Here is a 22,173-nt window from a genome sequence, read left to right on the forward strand (position 1 = left end):
ATGGGCTCGCCATCCCACAACAGCCCCCTTCACACTTTGCCGTTATCCATGCTGGTGGGTATGGCGCGGCCTCGCTAGACTGCACTTCAACACCTTGACTACCCGCGCGGTAACGACTCGATGCTCGACACCCTGCTCGATTTCCTGTCCAACGGACTCACCCGCGCGAGCTGGGGCGAGATGCTGGTCTATCTGCTGGTGGTTACCCAGCTCACCATCTTCACGGTGACGCTCTACTACCATCGCAGCGCCACGCACCGGGGCGTGGATTTCCACTGGACGCTCAACGGCTTCTTCCGCTTCTGGGGCTGGCTCACCACCGGCATGGTCGTGAAGGAGTGGGTGGCCATCCATCGCAAGCACCATGCGAAGGTGGAAACCGAGGAAGATCCGCATAGCCCGCAGATTTTCGGCATCAAGAAGGTCTTCCTCGATGGCGTCTCGCTTTACCGCGAAGCCAGCTACAACAAGGAAGACATGGAGAAGTACGGCCGCGGCACGCCGGACGACTGGTTCGAGCGCACGCTGTTCGGCCGTCACCCGTACTGGGGTCCGACCCTGATGGCGATCATCGACGTCTCGCTGTTCGGCGTGATCGGCCTCGCGATCTGGGCCATCCAGATGGTGTGGATCCCGTTCTGGGCAGCCGGTTTCGTCAACGGCATCGGCCACTGGTGGGGTTACCGCAACTTCGAAAGCTCGGACACCGCGACGAACATCTCGCCGTGGGGCTTCTGGATCGGCGGCGAAGAGCTGCACAACAACCACCATGCGTTCCCCAGCTCGGCGAAGTTCGCCCTGCGCAAGTGGGAATTCGACATCGGCTGGGCAACGATTTGCGGCCTCCGTTTCCTCGGCCTTGCCAAGGTGCTGCGCGTGGCTCCCACGCTCAACATCCGCCCGAACGTGCACCTGCCGGACGCCGAAACGCTGAAGGGCGTGCTCACCCTGCGCTTCCAGGCCACCACCGATTACTACCGCAACGTCATCCTGCCGACGATGCGCGAGGAGATGGGCCAGGCCGGCGACAACATCAAGTCCGTGCCGCGCCGCCTGCGCCGTGCACTGGCCGACGGCGGCCGCTGGCTCGACAACGACGCGCGCGAGCGCCTGCAGGCCGCGCTGGCCAACCGTCCGGCACTGAAGACGGTGTGCGATTTCCGCGCACGCCTCGTCGCCCTGATGGAAGAACGTGGCGCGGAGAAGTCGCTCAAGGCGCTCCAGCAGTGGATCGTCGAGGCGGAACAGAGCGGCATCCGCTCGCTCCAGCAGTTCGCGCAGCGCCTGAAGGGTTATTCGGCCGTCGGCGCGTAACGCCGTCCTCCGGGAAAAACGAAGCCCGCCGTCGAAAGACGGCGGGTTTTTTTTGGCATCTCCAAAAAGCGCAAGCGATGCACCGCCTCCGACCCGGAAGCGCATTATCTTGCGGCTCATGAAACCGACGACCGTCAACCGCTTCGAGTCCCGGCTGCAACGCGTGGCCGACCACCTGGCCAGCCACCTGGACGAGCCGCTTTCGCTGGATCGGCTGGCCGGGATCGCCGCGATGTCCCCCTTCCACTTCCACCGCCTGTGGACGGCGATGGTCGGCGAGACGCTGGCCTCGAGTGTGCGCAGGTTGCGGCTGGAGCACGCCGCTCACCAGCTGCGGGCCTCGGCGGCACCGGTCACCCACATCGCCCTCTCGGCTGGTTTTGCCTCGGCCCAGGCCTTCGCCCGGTCGTTCCGCGCGGTGTCCGGCGCCTCGCCTACCGAATACCGCATGGCGCCGACGGAGTGGCCGGTGTGGACGGTTCCACCGCCCGCGTCCGCTGCATCGCTCATCGAGGTGCGGCTGGTGCACATGGATCCGGTGTCGATCGTCGCAATGCGACGGCGCGGTGCCTATACCGACAGCGACCTCGCCGAAGACTTCCAGGTGCCCTGGCAGTGGGCGCAGGACGAAGGCTGTCTCGACTGCCTGCGCGGGATCTATGGCGTGCCGTGGAACGAGCCGGAGGTGGCGGAGGTGCCTGTGTTCTTCGCCGGTCTGGACCTTGGGCCATGTCCGGCGCCCCCGCCACCCCTGGAGACAATGGTGCTTGCCGGCGGGGACTACGCGGTGACCCGGGTGCTCGGGTCGTATGCCGGCCTCGACGAGGCCTGTTCCGCGCTCTACCGCGACTGGCTGCCGTACTCGGGCCGGGAGCCGGCGGATGAGCCGCTCTTCCATCACTACCTCGACGATCCGGAGTCGACGCCGGAGCATGCGTTGCGCACGGATATCTACCTGCCCCTGCAACCCCTCGGCAAAGGAAGCGGCCGATGAAGACGCCATGCTTCGCCGCGGCGATCCTGGCCGCTTGCATGCCGCTGCATGCGGGCGAGGCGAAGGATCCCGCCAGCGTAGTTCGCGCCATGTTCGATGCGTTCAACCGTCACGACGCGGCAGGCATGGCGAGCTTGTACGCACCCGACGCCGTGCTCCTGTCCCCGGACTTCTGCGCGCCACGACGCGGTCACGAGGACGTGCGCCGCACGTACCAGGCGTTGTTCGACGAGGCACCGGACATCGTCGACAGCGTGGACGAGATGATCGTGCAGGGCGACCGCGTCGCGGTGCGTTTCCGCTCGCGGGGGAGCGCTGGCGGGCAGGCGTTCGACCTGCCGATCGCCGCCTTCATCACCTTGGTCGATGGCCGCATCGTGCGGGACCAGAGTTTTTTCCAGCCCCCTTCCGGGACCTGCTCGCCCTAGGGGGCGGGCGTGCCCGTCTTCGCCCCGGGAGGGCGGGGTAGCGGCTCTCCGGTTAAGAACCCAAAAAAAAGCCGCCTTTCGGCGGCTTTCTTCAAGATCACTTGATCTTGCCTTCCTTGTATTCGACGTGCTTCCGGACGACGGGGTCGTACTTCATGAAGACCATCTTTTCCGGGGTGTTCTTCTTGTTCTTCGTGGTCGTGTAGAAGTGACCGGTGCCCGCGGTGGAAATCAGGCGGTGCTTATCGCGCTTGCTTGCCATGGTTCGATCTCCTTAGATCTTTTCGCCGCGGGAACGGAGGTCGGCCAGCACAGCCTCGATGCCGTTCTTGTCGATGGTGCGCAGCGCGTGGTTGGAAACGCGGAGCCTCACCCAGCGGTTCTCGCTGGCGACCCAGAAGCGGCGCTCGTGCAGGTTCGGCAGCCAGCGGCGGCGGGTCTTGTTGTTCGCGTGCGAGACGTTGTTGCCGCTCTGCACGCCCTTGTTGGTGACTTGGCATCTACGGGCCATGGGGGCCTCCTTATAGATTCGTTGGACCGCCCTTTGGCCAGGACGGCGTCGGCCCAGCGGCGTGCCGTTCGACCGGCTGCCACGCGATGGCTGGAGGGTGGAGCGCTTCCGCCAGTGGAAGCCCGCATCGCGTGACGGACTTTCCCGACGTATCGGGCTGGCACAGGGAAGCCGGGCATTCTCTCAGAATCCCGGCCCGGCACGCAAGCCGGACTGTGCGCCGCGCGGGGTTGTGTGAAACAATCCCCGCTTTCGTGCCAGCGGCACGTCATCAGCCCACACGACGCCTTTTCGAGGACCACGCAATGGCAGAAATCACCGCCAATGGCCAGGCCGGCCAGCCGCAGCTCGTGCTGCAGAAGATCTATGTGAAGGACGCCTCCTTCGAAGCCCCGAACGCCCCGCAGGTGTTCCAGGAGATGGGTGAGACCGAAGCCCAGCCGCAGGTCCAGCTGAACCTGGGCCACAAGGCCGTCGACCTCGGCAACGACCTTTTCGAAGTCGTCCTGAGCCTCACCCTCACCTGCAACCTGGGCGAGCGCACCGCCTACCTGGCCGAGGTCCACCAGGCCGGTATCTTCGGCATCGCCGGCTTCTCGGGCGACGACCGCGACGGCATCCTCGGCTCCTACTGCCCGAACCTCCTGTTCCCGTACGCGCGCCAGATGGTCTCGGCCATGATCCAGGAAGGCGGTTTCCCGCCGTTCCTGCTCCAGCCAATCAACTTCGACGCCCTGTACGCCGAACAGCAGCGCCAGCAGCTCGAAGGCGCAGGTACCCGTCCGCTCAACAGCTGAGCGATGAGCGCCACCTCCCGACCCACCGTCGCCGTCCTCGGCGCCGGGTCATGGGGCACCGCGCTGGCAGCCCTGCTGGCGCGCAACGACGTCCCCACGCGGCTGTGGGGGCGCGATGCCGGCGCGCTCGCGGCCATGGCCGCGGCGCGGCGCAACCTGCGCTACCTGCCTGACCTGGATCTCCCCCCGGAACTCGCGTACGAGTCGGACCTTGCCGCGGTGCTGCGCGGCGCGGACATCGTCCTGCTGGTGGTGCCAAGCCACGCCTTCGCCGCGCTGCTCGACGAGATCGTGCCGCTGCTCGATCCCGGCACCCGGATTTCCTGGGCCACCAAGGGCTTCGAGACCGGCACGGGCCGTTTTCTGCACGAACTCGTCGAGGAAAAGCTGCCAGGGCGTCCGGCAGCCGTCGTCACGGGTCCGTCGTTCGCCCGCGAGGTCACCGCGGGCCTGCCCAGCGCCGTCACCGTGCATGCCACGGACGAGGCCTTCGGCAAGGAGCTGGCCGTGCTCCTGCACGCGCCCAACTTCCGCGCGTACACAGGCAACGACATCCTCGGTGCCGAACTCGGCGGCGCGATGAAGAACGTGCTCGCCGTGGCCACGGGCGTGGCGGACGGCATGGAGCTGGGCCTGAACGCGCGTGCCGGCCTCATCACCCGCGGCATGAACGAGATGCTGCGTCTTGGCGTGGCGCTTGGCGCGCGGGCGGAGACCCTCATGGGCCTCGCCGGCCTGGGCGACCTCGTGCTCACTTGCACGGGCGACCTCTCCCGAAATCGCCGCCTGGGCCTGGCGCTCGGTAAGGGTATTCCGCTGGCAGACGCCATCCGCCAGATCGGCCAGGTCGTCGAAAGCGTCGTCACGGCGGACGAAGTGGACCGCCTCGCGGGCTTCCATGGCCTCGATCTGCCCATCTCGGCCGCCGTGCGCGCCGTGCTGCATGGCGAGGTCACGCCGGAGGAGGCCCTGCGCGCCCTCATGGGGCGTGAGCAGAAGGCCGAATATCCCGTCGACCTCTTTCCCGGCCGGGCCTGACCGGCGCGACGGGCGTCTCCCGGCTGGCTGAACCGGGACGGTCCGTTGGGTAAAAAGTCCTACGGGTAACCCATCCGGGCTTTGCTAAGCTTCCTGTTTTGGGCGCGCGGACAGGATCGCTACGGATGCATCAGGCGGACGACAAGCGCAGGCGGGACGAGTCCGTGGACGCGCTGCCACAGGCGTGGCAGCGGGCCATGAGCACCACCGCGCGAACGGAGGCGACGGATCGCGCCGTCCTCGGCTTTTTCCTCGAGGGCGTCAACGACGACCACGAGCCCGCCGCCCATCTCGACGTCGCGCCGGTCCTGCTGACCGTGGCCGCCGACGGGCGCTATTCGCGCCCGCTCCCGCTGGATAGCCGGCACCTGCCGGAGACCCGGCTGACGGTCCTCGAAAAGCGCCTCGCCGCCACTGTCCTCGGCCTGCCGCAGACCCTTCGCAAGAGCCGCAGCTATGCACGCTTCACCGGCGAGCTGGGCGACCAGCTGCTGGCCGAGGTGCTCGACGGCGCGCCTTGCTTCTTCGGCGGCGTGGCCGGTCTGCAGTTGTCGCGCGGCAAGCCGCAGGCCCTGCGCTGGCGCTGGAACCTCGAGAAGGACGGTAGCCAGAAGCTGCTTCCCGACGTGCCCGCCAGCCAGCGCCTGTTCCGGGTCGGTTCGTTGTGGTACCTCGATGCGGAACATGCCGAGGTCGGTCTGCTTCAGGGGAGCCCCGAGGAAAGCGGCTGGCTCGACCTGCCGCCGCTGCCGCCGCAGAACACGGCCGCCTTCCGGGCGGGGTTCGAGTCCACCCGCATGGGCTCGCGCGTGCCGGAGCCCCAGGTCTTCGGCGAAGTGCGCCGGGCCGAGGTGTCGCCACGTCCCGTGCTGGTCCTGCATGCGCTCACGCGCCATGCGCGGCTCGCCGCCGGCACGCCGCCGCTCGCCTACGGACGCTTGGCCTTCGACTACGCTGGCGAACGCCTCCCCGGCCGTGGCGGCGAGCCCCTGGTGCGACGTGTACGCAACGGCTCGTTGCTCGAGATCACCCGCCGTCGCGCCGAGGAACTGGCGACGATGGAAAGCCTGGAGAGCGCCGGTCTCAATCCCGCGGTCGATACCGAGGGCTTGCCCTGGGACATGGCCGACACCCTTCCGGACGACGCGTGGCTGTTCCCCGGCAAGGGGTACGCCGGGGCGCTGGAAGTGAACACCCCGGCACGCTGGCTCGCCCTGCGTCCGAAGCTGGAAGCAGACGGTTTCCTGCTCGAATACGCGCCTAGCTTCCCGTTCGAGGTGCTCGAAGGCCCCGTGCGCTGGTACGGCCAGGCTCACGAGGACGACGCCGATCGCGCCTTCGACCTGGAGATAGGCATCGAGGTCGAGGGCAAGCGCGTGAACCTGCTTCCCGCGGTAGCCCAGGCCCTGGCCGAGCATCATGTCAGCCTCAGTCCCATGCCGGGCGAAGCCGAGGACTCCGTCTGGTATGCGCCGGTGGACGAACGCCGCCGCGTGCCGGTCCGCCTGAAGGAACTGCGCGGCCTGCTCGCGCCCCTGGCGGAGTACCTGGAGAAGCCGCGCCAGCAATTGCATTTGCCCCGGGTCCAGGCGGGCCGTCTCGAGGAGCTGGCGCAGGCCTTGCCGAGCGGCGGCTCCTTCGAGGCACCGGAGCGCCTGCGTGGGTTCACGCGCCGGCTGCGTGAAGCCGCCGAGCGCGCGAGCGACGCCGTGCCCGAAGGCCTGCGTGCGGAACTGCGCGGCTATCAGCGCGATGGCCTGCGCTGGATGAACGCGCTTGCCGAGGCCGGCACCGGCGGCGTCCTCGCCGACGACATGGGCCTCGGCAAAACGCTGCAGCTGATCACCCATCTGCTCGCACTGAAGGAGAGCGGCAACCTCACCTCGCCCGCCCTCGTGGTCGTGCCGACCAGCCTCGTGCCGAACTGGATTTCCGAAGTCGCGCGCTTCGCGCCCGGCCTGACGCTGCTCGCACTGCATGGACCGCAGCGCGCGGAAACCTTCGCCCGCATTCCCGAGCATGACGTCATCCTCACTACGTACGCGCTGTTGCCGCGCGATGTCGACACGCTCAAGAAGCAGGCGTTCTCGCTCGTGGTGCTCGACGAAGCGCAACAGGTGAAGAACCCGCGCACGCAGGCGCGCCGCGCGTTGCTCACGCTGAAGGTGCCGCGTTGCCTGTGCCTCACCGGCACGCCGCTGGAAAACCACCTCGGCGAGCTGTGGTCGCAGATCGATCTCGCGGTGCCCGGCCTGCTCGGCGACGAAGGCGCCTTCCGCCGCCATTACCGCCTGCCGATCGAGAAGCACCAGGATCTCGAATGCCAGGAACGGCTCAACCGTCGTATCGCCCCGTTCATCCTGCGCCGGACGAAGGCGCAGGTCGCCTCGGAACTGCCGGCGAAAACGGAAATCACGCGTCGCGTGGTGATGGAGTCGAAGCAGCGCGACCTCTACGAGAGCCTGCGCCTGTCGCTCGCCGAGGAACTGCGCGAGGTCATCGCCCAACGCGGGATCGCGCACAGCGGCATCGTCGTGCTCGATGCGCTGCTCAAGCTGCGCCAGGTGTGCTGCGATCCGCGGCTGGTGAAGCTGGAAGCCGCGCGTGGCGTGCGCGAGTCCGCGAAGTTCGAACTGCTGATGGACATGCTGCCCGCGCTGCTTGCGGAAGGGCGCCGCGTACTGCTGTTCAGCCAGTTCACCGAGATGCTCAAGCTCATCGCCACCGAACTCGACCGCCGACGTATCAGCTACGTCACGCTCACCGGCGAAACGCGCGACCGCGCCGAGCCCGTGCAGCGTTTCCAGGAAGGCGAGGTGCCGCTGTTCCTGCTCTCGCTCAAGGCCGGCGGCGTGGGCCTGAACCTCACTTCCGCGGACACGGTCATCCACTATGACCCGTGGTGGAACCCTGCCGCCGAGGCGCAGGCGAGCGACCGTGCGCATCGTATCGGTCAGGACAAGCCGGTGTTCGTCTACCGCCTGATCACGGCGGGAACCGTGGAAGAGCGCATCGAGGAACTGAAGGCGCGCAAGGCCGAACTCGCCGACGCCGTGCTCGAAGGCGGCGGCAGCCGCGAACGCCTGAGCTTCGACGAAAGCGACCTCGACGCACTGCTGGCGCCGTCGGCCTGATCCAGCGCGCGCCTCAGCGGCGCAACGGCGTGCCGCCGGCTTCCACGATGGCGAGCGCGGTGCCGCCGATGAGTCCCGGTTCCGGGTTCATGATGGCCTGGGTGGGCACGGCCTCCATCGTGTCGCGGAAGCGGCCCTTGGCTTCGAAGCGCTCGCGGAAGTGGCCCTTCTGGATCCACGGCAGGAGGATCGGAGTCATGCCGCCGGTGAGGTAGACGCCGTCCCACGCACCGAGCGTGAGCACGAGGTCGCCCGCCACGCTGCCGAACACGCCGGCGAAGGTTTCCACGGCGCGGCCGCACATCGCGCAGCTCTCGTCCGTGGCGCGGCGCGTGATGTCCTCGGGCGTGATCCCTTCGTCCGGCTTTTTCCCGGAGATCTCGCAGATGGCGGTGTAAAGGTTCACCAGGCCGGCGCCACTGATGAGGCGCTCGTTCGACACGCGGCCGTAGCGGAGGTTTAGCACCTTGAGGATCTCGATGTCCTCGGCGCTATGCGCGGCGAAGCCGGCATGGCCGCCCTCGGTCTGCAGCACGCTCACCTTGTCGCCGCGGATCAGCAGGCCGCCGACGCCAAGGCCGGTGCCGGGGCCCACGACCACGAAGGTCTGTTCTTCCTTGCTGCCGATCTTCGGGATCGCGCAGCTACCTACCTGCACCAGGTCGACGTGGCCTTCGGCATCCGGCTTGTCGCTCATGAGCATCACCGCCATCGACTGCGCGGCGAAATCGTTCACCAGGTGCACCCACTCGAGGTCCAGTTCCCTGGCGAGGGTATGCGCCGAGATGGCCCAGGGATTGTTCGTGACCTTCACGGTCTCGCCATTGTCGATGCGACCGGCGGCGGCGATGATGGCGCGCTGCGCCGGGTGACCCGTTTCCTTGAAGTACTGCCGGGCGGCGTCGGCTAGCGAGGCATAGTCCTTGACGTGGTAGCGCCGGATGCTTTCCTGGATGAGCGGCTGATCTTCATCCGGATGAGCGATGCCGAAGCGCACGTTGGTGCCGCCGAGGTCGGCGAGCAGGGTCGGCGCCGGGGCGCTAACGTTGGCCATGTTGAAGAACCTGTCGAATCACGGAAGCCCGCAAGGGTGCCTCGCGCGGGGGCTGGCGTCTAGTGAAGGCTTGCTCCCGGCCCGGAAAGAACCTACCGCGTCATCTGGCCCAGGCCTGGGCTTTGATGTAAACGATTACGTCGGCAGAATACCCCATTGCCCGGGGCAATGGCAGGCAAGTCCTGTCTGCCCAGGCCCCAGCGGAGAGTAGAGATGGCAGCGGTTGGCCTCGACAAGGTGCGCAAGGTGTATCCGAACGGGCACGTGGCCCTGACGGAGGCGAGCTTCGAGATCGCCGACGGCGAACTGCTGGTGCTGGTGGGCCCCTCGGGCTGCGGCAAGACGACGCTGTTGCGGATGATCGCGGGGCTGGAGTCGATCTCGGGCGGCACGATGACCATCGGCGGCCGCGTGGTGAACGACGTGGCGCCGAAGGACCGGGACATCGCGATGGTGTTCCAGAACTACGCGCTGTACCCGCACATGACCGTGCGCGAGAACCTCGGCTTCGGCCTCCGCCTGCGTGGCGTGGCGCGCGCCGAGATCGACAGGCGCGTGGCCGTGGCCTCGGACATGCTGGGCCTGAACGAGCGGCTGGACCATCGCCCGGCGGCGCTCTCGGGCGGCCAACGGCAGCGCGTGGCACTGGGCCGCGCCCTCGTGCGCGATCCTTCCGTGTTCCTGCTCGACGAACCGCTGTCGAACCTCGACGCGAAGCTGCGCCTCTCCACCCGCGTGGAAATCGCGCGCATCCATCGCCGCCTCGGCGCGACGATGGTCTATGTCACCCACGACCAGATCGAGGCCATGACCCTGGGCCAGCGCATCGTGGTGCTCAACGGTGGCGTGGTGCAGCAGCTCGATACGCCGATGAACCTCTACAACAAGCCGGCGAACCTGTTCGTCGCCGGCTTCCTCGGCAGTCCGGCGATGAACCTGTTCAATGGCACGCTGCATCGCGCCGACGGGCTCCGCCTGGCGATGAAGGACGGTTCGATGGCGCTGGGCACCGATGCGCCGGGGCTCGCCGCCTATGTCGACAAGCCGGTCATCCTCGGCGTCAGGCCGGAAGACCTGCTCACGGTGGACGATCATCCGGACGTGCCGGAGCGCCTGCGTGCGCACGTCGAGGTGGTCGAGCCCGTGGGCAACGAGGTCTTCCTCAACATGCGCCACGCCGACGCGGAGCTGGTGGCGCGCGTGCCGCCGCATTCGCCGGTCCAGCCGGGCTCCGACGTGGGCCTGGGCTTCCAGCCGGAACGGCTGCACTTCTTCGATCCGCAGAGCACGGCGCGGATCGACGCCTGAGCGGATCCCGCGCGTAACCCGTGACCGGCAGGGGGCGGCCTGCGACGCCTTGTCCCCCTGACGGCCGTGCCGCGGGGAGTAAAATGAGTGGATCGCCCACGCACAGGCCGTCCCATGACCTTTCCTGCAGTACGTATGCGCCGCATGCGCCGCGACGCCTTCTCCCGCGCGCTGATGCGCCAGACCGTCCTCACCGTGTCCGACCTCATCATGGTTGCGTTCGTGGTCGACGGCGAAGGCGTGCGGCAGCCGGTGCCTTCGATGCCGGGCGTGGAGCGCCTCTCGATCGACGAACTGGTGAAGCTGGCCGCGGAATGCGTCGAGCTTGGCATCCCGGCGCTGGCGCTGTTCCCGTCGGTGGATGGCTCGGCGAAAACCGAGGACGCGCGCGAGGCGTGGAATCCCAATGGGCTGTTCCAGCGGGCCACGCGCGAACTCAAGCGCCGCTTCCCGGAACTGGGCCTGATCGGCGACGTGGCGCTGGATCCGTACACGACGCATGGCCAGGACGGCCTGATCGACGACGACGGCTACGTGATGAACGACCCGACGGTCGAGGCGTTGATCAAGATGTCGCTCGCCCAGGCCGAGGCGGGCATCGATTTCGTCGCGCCTTCCGACATGATGGATGGCCGTATCGGTGCCATCCGCGAAGCCCTGGAAGACGCCGGCTACATCCATACACGCATCCTGGCCTATTCCGCGAAGTACGCCTCGAGCTTCTACGGACCCTTCCGCGACGCGGTGGGGTCGGCGGCGAACCTTGGCAAGGGCAACAAGCACACCTACCAGATGGACGTGGGCAACAGCGACGAAGCCTTGCGCGAAGTGGAGCTCGACCTCGCCGAGGGTGCCGACGCGGTGATGGTGAAGCCGGGCCTGCCGTACCTCGACATCCTGCGTCGCGTGAAGGATGCCTTCGGCGCACCGACCTTCGTTTATCAGGTGAGCGGCGAGTACGCGATGATCAAGGCGGCCGCGCAGAATGGCTGGGTCGACGAGAAGGCGGTGGTGATGGAATCGCTGCTGTCGATGAAGCGCGCCGGCGCGGATGCGATCCTCACCTACTTCGCCATCGACGTGGCGCGCTGGTTGAAAGGCTGACGCGCCGCCGGATTCGCCAAAACCCGAACGCTCCCGCATGACATAATCCTGTGGACACTTGGGGAGCCGGGATGGACGGTCATCATTTTCTCGAGACGGCGGTCGTCTTCCTGCTGGCGACGGTGATCGCCGTTCCGCTCACGAAGCGTTTCCGCCTCGGCGCCGTCCTCGGTTACCTGCTGGCCGGCGTCGTCATCGGGCCGTCGGTGCTCGGCCTGGTCAGCGACACCGCAGGCGTCGCGACCATCTCCGATTTCGGCGTGGTGCTGATGCTCTTCGTCATCGGCCTGGAACTGTCGCCGTCGCGCCTCTGGGTGATGCGTCGCGCCGTGTTCGGCAGCGGCAGCCTCCAGGTGCTCGCCTGTGCCATCGCCCTGGGCGCGGCCGGCTATTTCCTGTTCGGCCTCACCTGGAAAGCCGCGGTGATCGTCGGCGGCAGCCTCGCGCTCTCGTCCACCGCATTCGGGCTGCAGATCCTCGCCGAACGCAAGGAAGCCGGCACGGTCTATGGCCGCCAGGCGTTCGCCATCCTGCTGTTCCAGGACCTCGCGGCGATTCCGCTGATCGCCGCCGTGCCGCTGCTGGGCGGCGCCATCGCGCGCGATGCCCACTCCCCGGACCTGATGAGCGTCGTCCGGGTGGTCGGCACCATCCTTGCCGTGATCCTTGGCGGCCGGCTGCTGTTGCGCCATGTGTTCCGCTTCGTCGCCCGCGCGAAGAGCACCGAGGTATTCACCGCCACGGCCTTGCTGGTCGTGATGGGCACCGCATGGCTGATGGAGCTTGCGGGCATCTCGACCACGCTGGGCGCCTTCCTCGCCGGCCTGCTGCTCGCGGACTCGGAATACCGGCACGAGCTCGAATCGAACATCGAGCCGTTCAAGGGGCTGCTGCTCGGCCTGTTCTTCATCAGCGTGGGCATGTCGGTGGACCTGGCGATGCTGGTCCACAGGCCGCTGCTGGTGCTGGGACTGGTAGGTCTGCTGCTGGCGGTGAAGGCGGCACTCATCGTGCCGTTGGGCAAGCTGGTGGGGGCGCTCAGCACAGCGGATTCGGTGCGCCTTGCGGCGGTGCTCGCGTGCGGCGGCGAATTCGCCTTCGTGATCCTCAACCTGGCCCAGCAGAGCCGCGTGATCGACGAGACCCAGCGCGGCCTGATGGTGATGGTTATCTCGCTGTCCATGGCACTGACGCCGCTGCTCGTTCTGGTGGCTTCCCGCCTGGTGACCGAGCGCGTGCGCAAACCGGACCGCGAATTCGACACCATCGAAACAGACACCCCACGCGTGATCATCGCGGGGTTCGGCCGCATGGGCCAGATCGTCGCGCGCATCCTGCGTGCGCAGGGCATCCAGTTCGTGGCGCTGGAAAGTTCGGTGGAGCAGGTCGACACGTCGCGCCGTTTCGGCGGCACGTCGCTGTTTTTCGGCGATCCGGGCCGGCCGGAAATGCTACGCGCGGCACAGGCCGACAAGGCCGAGGTCTTCGTGATCGCCACGGATGATCCCGAGGCGAACCTGCGCACCGCGCGCCTGGTGCGCCGCCAGTACCCGCACCTGAAGATCGTGGCCCGCGCGCGCAACCGCCAGCATGCATTCCGCCTGATGGACATCGGCGTCGAGAACCCGGTGCGCGAAACGTTCTATTCGAGCCTGGAAATGACCCGCTACGTACTCGAATCGCTGGGCATGAGCGCCGACGTGGCGGAGAGCCGCCTCGAGCGCTTCCGCAAGCACGACGACCAGGTGCTGCGCGCGCAATACCTCGTTTACGACGACGAGACCGCGCTGGTGCAGACCACCAAGGAAGCCCTGCACGACCTGCAGCAGCTCTTCGAGGCGGACGCCGTCGAAGAGCGCGTAAGGGACGAGGAGAAGTGATCAGTCCGGCTGCGCGGGCTGGCGCAGGGTCTGCCTGACGCTGGGAATCGCACCCACGCGCGTGCCGAGCTCGTGCGCGATGTCGACGTACCCGAGGTGCCGGGCCACATCGCCCGCCGTGCGCCCGAACGCATCGGCCGCATGGCGGTTCGCGCCACGCTGCAACAGCACGCGTGCCGGTGGCAGTAGTGCGTGCATCGCACAGGCATGCAGCGCGCTGACGCCACGATGGTCGGCATGCTCGAGCTTCGCCCCCGCATCGAGCAGCACCGGCACGAGTGCGCCAAGGTGCGTGGCGTCGGCGTCCGCACCGGGGCGCATGTGCGCGCCGAGGAGAATGAGCAGCGGCGTGACACCGTCCTTGTCGGGCTTGTTCGCCTCGGCTCCCTTGCCGATCAAGGCATCGAGCAGACGCCGCGCGCGCAGGCTGTCGTTGCTGCCGAAGCAATACTGGGCGGCCGCGTGCAGGGCCGTGTGCCCATGCGCGTCCTGCGCGGCCACGTCCGCGCCGGCGGCGAGCAGCAGGTCGGCGATCTCGGGATAGCCGAGCGTCGCGGCGATCATCAGCGGCGTGGCGTCGCCGGGCAGGCGCTGGTCCACGGTCACGCCGCGTTCGATCAGCAGGGCCACGACGTTCTCGCGGCGGGCGGTAACCGCCGCCGCCAGGGGGGTCACGCCGGACGTGGCGGCGAGTGCCGTATCCGCACCCGCCGCGAGCAGGCGTTCCGCGACGTCGCGGCGGCCTGCGCCTGCCGCACGGAGCAGGGCGGTTGCGCCCTGGTGATCGCGGCTGTCCACGGCGAAGCCGAGTTCGAGCAGGCGATCTACGGCCTGCAGGTCACCCGCGGCGGCGGCGGCCGGAAGATCGTCGGCGCGCAGCGCGCGTCGCGGCAACGGCCAGGTGGACCAGCTCAGCCAGCGTTCGACGTCGCCATGGCCGATGCCGAGGCCGTAAGGCGTTTCGCCATTGACGTCCGCCGCCTCGGGATCGGCGCCGTGCGACACCAGGAGGCGCACCAGCGGAAGACTGTCGTCGCCCATTTCCAGTGCAGCATGTAGCGGCGTGCGGCCGCCCGCATCGCGCACGTTCGGATCCATGCCGCGCGCGAGCAGCGCGCCGAGCAGTGCCGCGCGGCCGGTCGCGGCGGCCATGTGCACCGGCGTGCGCCCGCGCGCATCGGCGCCGAAGGGATCCGCGCCGGCCTCGAGCATCGCCAGGGTGAGCCGTTCGTCGGCGTCCTCGAGGCGGCAGATGGCATGGCCTAGCAGGCCCGCGCCGGCCGGACTCGCGCCGGCGCGCATGAGCTGGAGCAGTGCGTCGGCGGACTGCGGCAGTTGCGGAAGCAGCGCATCGAACAGACGCTTGCCCAGCACGCCTTCCTCGCCGGCGGGCGCAGCCAGCCGTGCCTCGGCCGACAGGCCGTGATCGAGCAGCCATGCACGCGCGGCATCGAAGCCCGCGCCCGCCAGGTCGACGTAGAGCGCGGCGAGTTCATGCTCCGGCCATTCGCGGACCCTGGCGGCGAACGTGGACGCGACCGCCCAATGACCGAAACGCAGGGCGTCGTGGAGGTGCACAGGCGAGTCTGCGCCCGCTTCCGGCACCACCGATTCGCTCAGCGACGTGGGCAGCGGCGTTTCCGGATCGAGCAGCGCGACGAAATCCCAGCGGCCGGCTGCCGCCGCATGGTCGAGCGCGCTGCGGCCGTCGGCCGCCGGTTCCTTCGGCTGTGCGCCGAGCGTGAGCAGCGCGCGTACCGTCGCGGCCTGGGCGCGCGGCGATTGGCAGGCGAGCGTCAGCGCGTCGCGCCCGTGGCCGTCGCGCGGCGAAGCGTCGGCGCTGGCCTCGGCGAGCATCTGCACGATGCCGTGCGCGCCGGAACGCGCGGCTTCCATCAAGGCGGTGGTGCCGTTCCTGTCGGCGATGTTCGGATTCGCATGGGCCTGGAGCAGGACGCGGGCGATCTGCTCGTGGCCTTCGGCGGCCGCGGCAAGCAGCGCGGTGCGGCCATTGGCATCGGTCGCATTCACCGGTGCCTTGTAGCGGAGGAGCACTTTCACGCCTTCGCTGTCGTCGTCGGGGATGCCGGCCGCCGCGACCAGCGCGGGTTCCGTGCCGACCGGCGCCGGCTTCGCGCCGTGGTCGAGGAGGAAACGCGCGAGCGTCCAGTTCGCCGTGCGGCAGGCGATCACCAGCGGCGTTTCGCCTGCGTGGTTCACGGCGTCGACGGGTGCGCCGGCGTCGAGCAGCATGGCGGCCACCGTCGGTTCCGCGCTGAGTACGGCGCCGTGCAGCGGCGTGTTCCCTTCCGCGTCCGTACCGGCGGCGTTCGCGCCGTTGGTGAGCAGGGTGAGCACGGCTTCCGGACGTCCGTGCCAGCTGTCGCGGCATGCCGCGAGCAGGGCGGTCATGCCGTTGTGCACGCGGTTCACCTGCGCACCCTTGCCGATCAGCGCGCGCAGCAGGCGCGTATCCGGCGAGAGCGCGGCGAGGGTGAGCACCGGGCGCTGGTCGCGATCGCCGGGCTCGGCGCCGGTATCGGGATCGGCGCCCGCTTCGACCAGGGCCACGGCGCGGGCGATGTCGCCTTCGCGCGCTGCGGCGAGCAGGGACCGCTCGCGCACGCCCGGCTGGCTCTCCTCAGTGCGCAGCTGCGGAATGGGCGCGCGAACCGGCTCGGCGGGCACCTCGCTGCGCGGATCGGTGCGCGTGCCACGGATCTGCCCGCGGCGGTCGCAGAGCAGGGCGCGCAAGGTGCGGTTGGCGATGACCATGCAGCCCAGCGGCAGCAGCACAAGGGCATAGATGCCCAGCGCCGCGATGCGCATCTCCGCGGGCAGCACGCCATAGAGGCCGGACAGGGCCACGGCGCAGAAGGCGAGGATCAACAGGCCCAGCGAGGCCGGCAGGAAGTGCGAGAAGAAGCGTTCCTCGGCCGAGAGATGCCGGCCGAAGGTGATCGAACGGGCCATGGCGGTGAAGATCCATGAGCCATCGCCGCTGTGTTCGGGATAGGCGTCGTCCCAGACGAAGACCAGGCCGAAGGCTGGCCAGACCCGCCACAGCGCGGCGAGCGCCACGACCAGCGTCGCCGCGAGCAGCAGCGCCGCGCCGAGGCTCGGGGCCTGGGTGAGCTTCAGCAGGGGCCAGGCGACCAGGACGAAGACGAGGAAGGTGTAGGCCGTGAACATCACGACGTGCGCGGAGCCGCGGCGCAGCACCGTGCGCAGGTAGCTGGTCTCGGGGTCGAAGCCGATCGCATGGCATACCGCGCCCATCGCCAGGGCGTTGGCCAGCAGGAGCGGGATCAGCGCCAGGGGCGAAGCCGTGAAGCCGGCACAGGCGACCGCTGCGAACGCGGGAAGGAACCAGGAAAGCGCCTTGATCAGCGGCGGGCGACGACGTTTGGAATTGGCCATGCGCGCGAGTATACGGAGCCGTAAACCCTTACGCGGTAACGCGGCGTTAACCCGGCTTCCACGCTTTCCCCTCGGTGCGGTTCCGGCCGGCTCAGGCGCGGACGAGGGATCCGCCCGGATCGATCTCGCGGTTGTGGTTCGGCTGGTTGCATACGCTCAGCGTCTCGTTGGGCGGCGTCTGCATGTGCCAGCCCCGCGCGGTAAGGTTGTCGAGCACGCGCTCGATGTCGTCATGCGGCAGCTTGCGCTGGGGAGTGACCTGCACTTCAAGGACGAAGCGAAGGTCGCCCAACAGGAGCGCGAGCGGCTCGGGAAGCACGTCGAAACCGTCTCGACGGGTGAGCCAGACGTAGGTATCCGGCTTGCGCTGACTGGCGTAGACGAAGCACTGCATGGCGGCTGGTCTCGCGGTCGGGGGCGGGGTTTCCACAGTAGCAAATGCAGCCCGGCGATGGGGCCGCCTACCCGCGGGCCGTTTCACATTTGTTGCAGCGGGACTTGCAAAACAGGCGTCAACTCGTCCAGAGTGCACAGCCAGAATGTTAAACGCGCGTATGAAAACGGGTAAGTTTCCGCTTTCACACACGTGATTTCATCGCCCCCGAGCAGAACAAGAAGCAGGAGCTGACCCCGCATGCAGAAGCTGAACCTCCATACCCGTCCGTTCGCCATCGCCGCCCTTTCGTTGGCCGTTGCCGGTGCACTGGTGGCTCCCCAGGCTGCCCAGGCCAGCGCCTTCCAGCTGAAGGAAAACAGCGCCAAGGCTCTCGGCCGTGCATTCGCGGGTTCCACCGCGGCCGGCGACGACGCCTCGGTGATCGTGAACAACCCGGCCGCGATGTCGATGCTCAAGGGCAACGTGTTCCAGGCCGACGTCACCGGCATCAACTTCAGCACCAAGTTCCACGGTACGGCCACGGACGCCCAGGGCCGGCCGATCAGTGGCGGCAACGGCGGCGACGCCGGCACCACCATGCCGGTCCCGGCGCTGTACTTCGCCTCGCAGGTCAGCGACCGCTGGCACATCGGCCTGGGCCTGACCGCGCCGTTCGGCTTCAAGACCGAATACGACTCCGACTGGAAGGGCCGCTATAACGGCATCAAGTCGGACTTCAAGTCGCTCGACGCCACCTTGTCGGCTTCGTTCGACGTGACCGACGATTTCGCCGTGGGCGTCAGCGCCATCGCGCAGAAGACCAGCGCGGAACTGACCAGCGCCATCAACTACAACACCGTGGGCCTTGGCCTGATCCAGCGCGCCGCCGCAGCCGGCCAGCTGCCGCCTGCCGCTGCCGCCGCGCTCGCCCGCCAGTACGCCGCCGTGGTGCCGCCGGGCAGCGATGGCTACGCCAAGATCAAGGGCGACGACTGGGGCTACGGCTGGCAGGTCGGCGGTCTGTGGAAGCTGACGCCCAATGATCGCATCGCGCTGAGCTATCGCAGCAAGATTAAGCACACGCTCGAAGGCACCGGCAACTTCACGATGCCCACGAACGTCACCGCCGTGCTGTCGAATCCGGCGGTGGGCGCACTGCTGGGCAGCGGCCAGCCGCCGTTCACCCACACCGAAGGCCGCGCGGGCTTCACCACGCCTTCCGTCGCCACCGCCAGCTTCTGGCACCAGGACGAGAAGTTCGGCCTCGGCTTCGATCTGTCGTGGACCAAGTGGGACACCTTCAAGGATCTCACCGTCAACTACTCGAACCCGAACCAGCCGCCGACCAGCGAAGACTACAGCTGGCGCAACACCTGGTTCGCTTCGGTGGGTGGTGAGTATTACCTCAGCGACAAGCTCACCCTGCGCGGCGGTGTAGCCATCGACACCACGCCGACCTACGACGACACCCGCTCGCCGCGCGTGCCGGACTCGACCCGCAAGTGGCTGGCCTTCGGCGTCGGCTACAAGGCCACCGATCGCTTCGAGATCAACGCCGGCTACGCTCACATCTTCGTGAACAATGCCCACATCGGCGGCGTGAGCAGCTCGACCGGCGACCGCCTGGTCGGCTCGAACGACGACAAGGGCAACCTGCTGAGCGTGTCGGCCAAGTACTCGTTCTGATCGATCCGTCGATCGGCCGATAAAAAAACCTCCCCGGTGACGGGGAGGTTTTTTTGTAGGAGCGCGCCTGCGCGCGACATCTTTTGAGGCCGTGAACAACAGGCCCTGCTGCTCTCCGCGAAAAACTGTCGCGCGCAGGCGCGCTCCTACCCCGCGCAGGCGCGCGCCTAGCCTCAGTAGGCGTATTCGCGGAATACCGGGTCCACGTTCCTGTTCCACGCCCCGTTGAACAGCTCCAGCTTCACGTCCGCCTGAGTCTTACCCGAGATCGCGATTTCCATCAGCGGCTCGAGGTAGATCGACTCGTCCGCGCCGCGGTTGCCCTGCCGGTTGCGGCGCTTCAGACCCGCCTCCGCGATCTTCAGCGCTTCGAGCGACAGGTCGCGCACCGTGTGGTCGCGGAAGCGCAGGTCCAGCGCTTCCTTCGGCACGCCGTCGCGCAGCGCGTGACGCTCCGCCTTGCTGAAATCCTTCACCAGGTCCCAGGCCGCGTCGAGCGCGACATCGTCGTAAAGCAACCCCACCCAGAATGCCGGCAACGCGCACAGCGAACCCCACGTGCTCGTATCCGCGCCGCGCATTTCGAGGTACTGCTTCAGGCGTACTTCCGGGAACGCGGTGGTGAGATGGTCGGCCCAGTCGGTCATCGTGGGCTTCACGCCGGGCAGAGCCGGCAATTCGCCGCGCATGAACTTCTTGAAGTCCTGCCCCGACAGATCGACGTACTTGCCATCGCGGTAGCTGAAGTACATGGGCACGTCGAGGATGTAGTCGACGTAGCGCTCGTAGCCGAAGCCATCCTCGAAAACGAAGTCGAGCATGCCGGTGCGATCGTTGTCGGTGTCGGTCCACACGTGTGAACGGTACGACTTGTAGCCGTTCGGCTTGCCTTCGGTGAACGGCGAATTGGCGAACAGCGCGGTGGCGATGGGCTGCAAGGCGAGGCCGACGCGGAATTTTTTCACCATGTCGGCCTCGCTCGAGTAATCGAGGTTGACCTGCACGGTGCAGGTGCGGGTCATCATGTCCAGGCCGAGCGAGCCGACCTTGGGCATGTAGTCGCGCATGATCTTGTAGCGGCCCTTGGGCATCCACGGCATCTGGTCGCGGCGCCACTTCGGCTGGAAGCCCATGCCGAGGAAGCCGATGCCGAGTTCCTCGGCGACCGAGCGCACTTCCTCGAGGTGGTTGGTGACTTCGTCGCAGGTCTCGTGGATCGTTTCCAGCGGGGCGCCGGACAGTTCGAGCTGGCCGGCCGGTTCGAGGGTGATGTTCGCCTTGCCCTTGGTCAGCGCCACGGGCGTCTCGCCTTCGCGGGCGATGTCCCAGCCATAACGCGACGCGAGGCCCTCGAGGATGGCCCGGATGCCCGGGCGGGCGCCCTCGAAGGGCGGCGGCGTGAGGTCGTCGGTGTAGAACCCGAACTTCTCGTGCTCGGTCCCGATGCGCCAGTCGGAGCTCGGCTTCTCGCCCTTGGCGAGATAGGCGGCCAGGTCGTGGCGGTCGCCGATGGGCGTGCTCTTCGCGGCGCTGGGGATGGACACGGACTTTCCTTGACGTTGGGCGCACGGCCGGTAGCCGCACCTAATGGGGACGGATTCGGCAAGCAAAAGGTGCCTGCGCGCGGAGCGTAGCATCGCGGGTCGGGGCCGTGTCCAAAGTATCCTGGCCCGGGCCATGGGTTCAGGAATCGCGATAAAGAAAAAGGCCGCCCGGAGGCGGCCTCTCGCAGTTTTTTTCGGCAAGGCGCGGAATCAGCGCTTCATCGAATTGAAGAACTCGTCGTTGGACTTCGTGTTCTTCATCTTGTCGAGCATGAATTCCATCGCCGCCAGCTCGTCCATCGGGTGGAGGAGCTTGCGCAGGATCCAGATCTTGGCGAGCAGGTCCGGATCGATCAGCAGGTCCTCGCGGCGCGTGCCGGAGCGGTTGATGTCGATGGCGGGGTACACGCGCTTCTCGGAGATGCGCCGGGACAGATGCACTTCCATGTTGCCGGTGCCCTTGAACTCCTCGTAGATCACCTCGTCCATCTTCGAGCCGGTATCGGTCAGCGCCGTGGCGATGATGGTCAGGCTGCCGCCTTCCTCCACGTTGCGCGCCGCACCGAAGAAGCGCTTCGGACGCTGCAGGGCGTTGGCGTCGACACCGCCGGTGAGCACCTTACCGGAGCTCGGCACCACGGTGTTGTAGGCGCGGGCGAGACGGGTGATGGAGTCGAGCAGGATCACCACGTCCTTCTTGTGCTCGACCAGGCGCTTGGCCCGCTCGATCACCATCTCGGCGACCTGCACGTGGCGAACGGCGGGTTCGTCGAAGGTGGAGCTGATGACTTCGGCACGAACGGTGCGGGCGATTTCCGTGACTTCCTCCGGACGCTCGTCGATCAGCAGCATGATCAGGTGGACGTCGGGATGGTTGTACTGGATGGCCTGCGCGATGTTCTGCAGCATCATCGTCTTGCCGGACTTCGGCTGGGAGACGATGAGGCCACGCTGGCCACGGCCGATCGGCGCCACCAGGTCGAGGATGCGGCCGGTGATGTCCTCGGTGGAGCCGTTGCCGCGTTCGAGCTTGAACGCCTTGCGCGGGAACAGCGGGGTGAGGTTCTCGAACAGCAGCTTGTTCTTCGACGCCTCCGGCGGATCGCCGTTGATGTCGTCGACCTTGAGCATGGCGAAGTAGCGCTCGCCTTCCTTCGGATGACGCACGCGTCCGGTGATGTAGTCGCCGGTGCGCAGGTTGAAGCGGCGGATCTGGCTGGGCGAGACGTAGATGTCGTCCGGACCGGCCAGGTAGGACTCGTCGGCCGAGCGCAGGAAGCCGAAACCGTCCTGGAGGATCTCGAGCACGCCCTCTGCCCAGATGCCGCCGCCGGAGCGGGCGTGGGCCTTGAGGATATTGAAGACCACGTCCTGCTTGCGCTGGCGGGCCACGCCCTCGCGGATGCCGAGCGATTCGGCGAACTCGAGGAGCTGGATGGAGTTCTTGCGCTTCAGTTCGGTCAGGTTGATCAGGCGATCGTTGCTGCCGGCATCGGCGTTCTCGTCGTCGTCGACGGGATAGCCGTTGTTGTTGCGCGGGTGCTGGTAATTGCCGCCACCGTTGCCCTGTCTCTTATACACATCT

General features: G+C 67.6%; 17 protein-coding genes. 10 read left to right on the forward strand and 7 right to left on the reverse strand.

Annotated elements, in window-relative coordinates; translation table 11 throughout:
- Positions 1-120: 120 nt before the first annotated feature.
- From ACR9ZH_RS14745 to ACR9ZH_RS14755, 3 genes are all read left to right on the forward strand, one after another.
- A complete protein-coding gene (locus tag ACR9ZH_RS14745; protein WP_481291512.1) occupies positions 121-1,314 on the forward strand; it encodes a DesA family fatty acid desaturase in 1,194 nt (397 codons plus the stop codon).
- Between the two features lie 118 nt (positions 1,315-1,432).
- Positions 1,433-2,308, forward strand: a complete 876-nt coding sequence (locus ACR9ZH_RS14750) for an AraC family transcriptional regulator (protein ID WP_481291513.1) — start codon at positions 1,433-1,435, stop codon at positions 2,306-2,308.
- Complete coding sequence (locus ACR9ZH_RS14755) at positions 2,305-2,736, forward strand: nuclear transport factor 2 family protein (protein WP_481291514.1); 432 nt, start codon at positions 2,305-2,307, stop codon at positions 2,734-2,736. Before ACR9ZH_RS14750 ends, ACR9ZH_RS14755 begins: the two co-directional genes overlap by 4 nt.
- A gap of 97 nt (positions 2,737-2,833) precedes the next feature.
- Here ACR9ZH_RS14755 and rpmG read toward each other — a convergent pair whose 3' ends face one another.
- Together rpmG and rpmB are read right to left on the reverse strand one after the other, a co-directional pair.
- On the reverse strand, positions 2,834-2,998 hold the full coding sequence (gene rpmG / locus ACR9ZH_RS14760) for a 50S ribosomal protein L33 (protein ID WP_036109728.1): 165 nt from the start codon (positions 2,996-2,998) through the stop codon (positions 2,834-2,836).
- 12 nt (positions 2,999-3,010) lie between these two features.
- Positions 3,011-3,247 carry a 50S ribosomal protein L28 gene (gene rpmB, locus ACR9ZH_RS14765; RefSeq protein ID WP_481291515.1) on the reverse strand — a complete coding sequence of 79 codons (237 nt, stop codon included), beginning with the start codon at positions 3,245-3,247 and terminating at the stop codon, positions 3,011-3,013.
- Between the two features lie 305 nt (positions 3,248-3,552).
- Between rpmB and secB the strand changes: the two genes are divergently transcribed.
- The 3 genes from secB (at position 3,553) to ACR9ZH_RS14780 (ending at position 8,216) form a co-directional block, all read left to right on the forward strand.
- Positions 3,553-4,044, forward strand: coding sequence for a protein-export chaperone SecB (gene secB, locus ACR9ZH_RS14770; protein WP_481291516.1), 492 nt, complete (start codon positions 3,553-3,555; stop codon positions 4,042-4,044).
- A gap of 3 nt (positions 4,045-4,047) precedes the next feature.
- Positions 4,048-5,082: an NAD(P)H-dependent glycerol-3-phosphate dehydrogenase gene (locus ACR9ZH_RS14775; protein ID WP_481291517.1), complete on the forward strand. Its 1,035-nt coding sequence runs from the start codon at positions 4,048-4,050 to the stop codon at positions 5,080-5,082.
- 125 nt (positions 5,083-5,207) lie between these two features.
- Complete coding sequence (locus tag ACR9ZH_RS14780) at positions 5,208-8,216, forward strand: DEAD/DEAH box helicase (protein ID WP_481291518.1); 3,009 nt, start codon at positions 5,208-5,210, stop codon at positions 8,214-8,216.
- 13 nt (positions 8,217-8,229) lie between these two features.
- On the opposite strand, the gene glk is transcribed toward ACR9ZH_RS14780, so the two are convergent.
- Positions 8,230-9,270, reverse strand: a complete 1,041-nt coding sequence (gene glk, locus ACR9ZH_RS14785) for a glucokinase (protein ID WP_481291519.1) — start codon at positions 9,268-9,270, stop codon at positions 8,230-8,232.
- 213 nt (positions 9,271-9,483) lie between these two features.
- On the opposite strand from glk, the gene ACR9ZH_RS14790 reads away from it, so the two are divergent.
- The 3 genes from ACR9ZH_RS14790 to ACR9ZH_RS14800 all read left to right on the forward strand — a co-directional run bounded on the left by ACR9ZH_RS14790 (position 9,484) and on the right by ACR9ZH_RS14800 (position 13,562).
- Positions 9,484-10,578: an ABC transporter ATP-binding protein gene (locus ACR9ZH_RS14790; RefSeq protein ID WP_481291520.1), complete on the forward strand. Its 1,095-nt coding sequence runs from the start codon at positions 9,484-9,486 to the stop codon at positions 10,576-10,578.
- A gap of 114 nt (positions 10,579-10,692) precedes the next feature.
- On the forward strand, positions 10,693-11,682 hold the full coding sequence (hemB, locus tag ACR9ZH_RS14795) for a porphobilinogen synthase (protein ID WP_481291521.1): 990 nt from the start codon (positions 10,693-10,695) through the stop codon (positions 11,680-11,682).
- Positions 11,683-11,753: 71 nt separating this feature from the next.
- Entirely contained in the window at positions 11,754-13,562 is a 1,809-nt protein-coding gene (locus tag ACR9ZH_RS14800) for a monovalent cation:proton antiporter-2 (CPA2) family protein (protein WP_481291522.1), read from the forward strand.
- Here ACR9ZH_RS14800 and ACR9ZH_RS14805 read toward each other — a convergent pair whose 3' ends face one another.
- Both ACR9ZH_RS14805 and ACR9ZH_RS14810 read right to left on the reverse strand, forming a co-directional pair.
- Positions 13,563-16,982, reverse strand: coding sequence for an ankyrin repeat domain-containing protein (locus ACR9ZH_RS14805; protein ID WP_481291523.1), 3,420 nt, complete (start codon positions 16,980-16,982; stop codon positions 13,563-13,565).
- A 91-nt stretch (positions 16,983-17,073) separates the two neighbouring features.
- Positions 17,074-17,376 carry a YcgL domain-containing protein gene (locus tag ACR9ZH_RS14810; RefSeq protein WP_481291524.1) on the reverse strand — a complete coding sequence of 101 codons (303 nt, stop codon included), beginning with the start codon at positions 17,374-17,376 and terminating at the stop codon, positions 17,074-17,076.
- A gap of 240 nt (positions 17,377-17,616) precedes the next feature.
- Here ACR9ZH_RS14810 and ACR9ZH_RS14815 point away from each other — a divergent pair, with 240 nt between their 5' ends.
- Positions 17,617-19,044: an OmpP1/FadL family transporter gene (locus ACR9ZH_RS14815; protein ID WP_481291525.1), complete on the forward strand. Its 1,428-nt coding sequence runs from the start codon at positions 17,617-17,619 to the stop codon at positions 19,042-19,044.
- Positions 19,045-19,217: 173 nt separating this feature from the next.
- Here the strand turns inward: ACR9ZH_RS14815 and ACR9ZH_RS14820 are convergent, their stop codons facing one another.
- Together ACR9ZH_RS14820 and rho are read right to left on the reverse strand one after the other, a co-directional pair.
- Positions 19,218-20,588 (reverse strand): glutamate--cysteine ligase, encoded by a 1,371-nt coding sequence (locus ACR9ZH_RS14820; RefSeq protein WP_481291526.1) that lies wholly within the window; start codon positions 20,586-20,588, stop codon positions 19,218-19,220.
- 210 nt (positions 20,589-20,798) lie between these two features.
- A partial coding sequence (gene rho / locus ACR9ZH_RS14825) for a transcription termination factor Rho (RefSeq protein WP_481291527.1) occupies positions 20,799-22,173 on the reverse strand: 1,375 nt, incomplete at its 5' end.

The sequence above is a fragment of the Luteibacter sp. SVR4-7G genome, from assembly GCF_056755555.1.

What these genes read in the sequence shown, in the direction of transcription:
- ACR9ZH_RS14745 (WP_481291512.1), top strand. Translation starts at nt 121, where the DNA reads ATGCTCGACACCCTGCTCGATTTCCTGTCCAACGGACTCACCCGCGCG.
- ACR9ZH_RS14750 (WP_481291513.1), top strand. Translation starts at nt 1,433, where the DNA reads ATGAAACCGACGACCGTCAACCGCTTCGAGTCCCGGCTGCAACGCGTG.
- ACR9ZH_RS14755 (WP_481291514.1), top strand. Translation starts at nt 2,305, where the DNA reads ATGAAGACGCCATGCTTCGCCGCGGCGATCCTGGCCGCTTGCATGCCG.
- rpmG (WP_036109728.1), bottom strand. Translation starts at nt 2,998, where the DNA reads ATGGCAAGCAAGCGCGATAAGCACCGCCTGATTTCCACCGCGGGCACC.
- rpmB (WP_481291515.1), bottom strand. Translation starts at nt 3,247, where the DNA reads ATGGCCCGTAGATGCCAAGTCACCAACAAGGGCGTGCAGAGCGGCAAC.
- secB (WP_481291516.1), top strand. Translation starts at nt 3,553, where the DNA reads ATGGCAGAAATCACCGCCAATGGCCAGGCCGGCCAGCCGCAGCTCGTG.
- ACR9ZH_RS14775 (WP_481291517.1), top strand. Translation starts at nt 4,048, where the DNA reads ATGAGCGCCACCTCCCGACCCACCGTCGCCGTCCTCGGCGCCGGGTCA.
- ACR9ZH_RS14780 (WP_481291518.1), top strand. Translation starts at nt 5,208, where the DNA reads ATGCATCAGGCGGACGACAAGCGCAGGCGGGACGAGTCCGTGGACGCG.
- glk (WP_481291519.1), bottom strand. Translation starts at nt 9,270, where the DNA reads ATGGCCAACGTTAGCGCCCCGGCGCCGACCCTGCTCGCCGACCTCGGC.
- ACR9ZH_RS14790 (WP_481291520.1), top strand. Translation starts at nt 9,484, where the DNA reads ATGGCAGCGGTTGGCCTCGACAAGGTGCGCAAGGTGTATCCGAACGGG.
- hemB (WP_481291521.1), top strand. Translation starts at nt 10,693, where the DNA reads ATGACCTTTCCTGCAGTACGTATGCGCCGCATGCGCCGCGACGCCTTC.
- ACR9ZH_RS14800 (WP_481291522.1), top strand. Translation starts at nt 11,754, where the DNA reads ATGGACGGTCATCATTTTCTCGAGACGGCGGTCGTCTTCCTGCTGGCG.
- ACR9ZH_RS14805 (WP_481291523.1), bottom strand. Translation starts at nt 16,982, where the DNA reads ATGGCCAATTCCAAACGTCGTCGCCCGCCGCTGATCAAGGCGCTTTCC.
- ACR9ZH_RS14810 (WP_481291524.1), bottom strand. Translation starts at nt 17,376, where the DNA reads ATGCAGTGCTTCGTCTACGCCAGTCAGCGCAAGCCGGATACCTACGTC.
- ACR9ZH_RS14815 (WP_481291525.1), top strand. Translation starts at nt 17,617, where the DNA reads ATGCAGAAGCTGAACCTCCATACCCGTCCGTTCGCCATCGCCGCCCTT.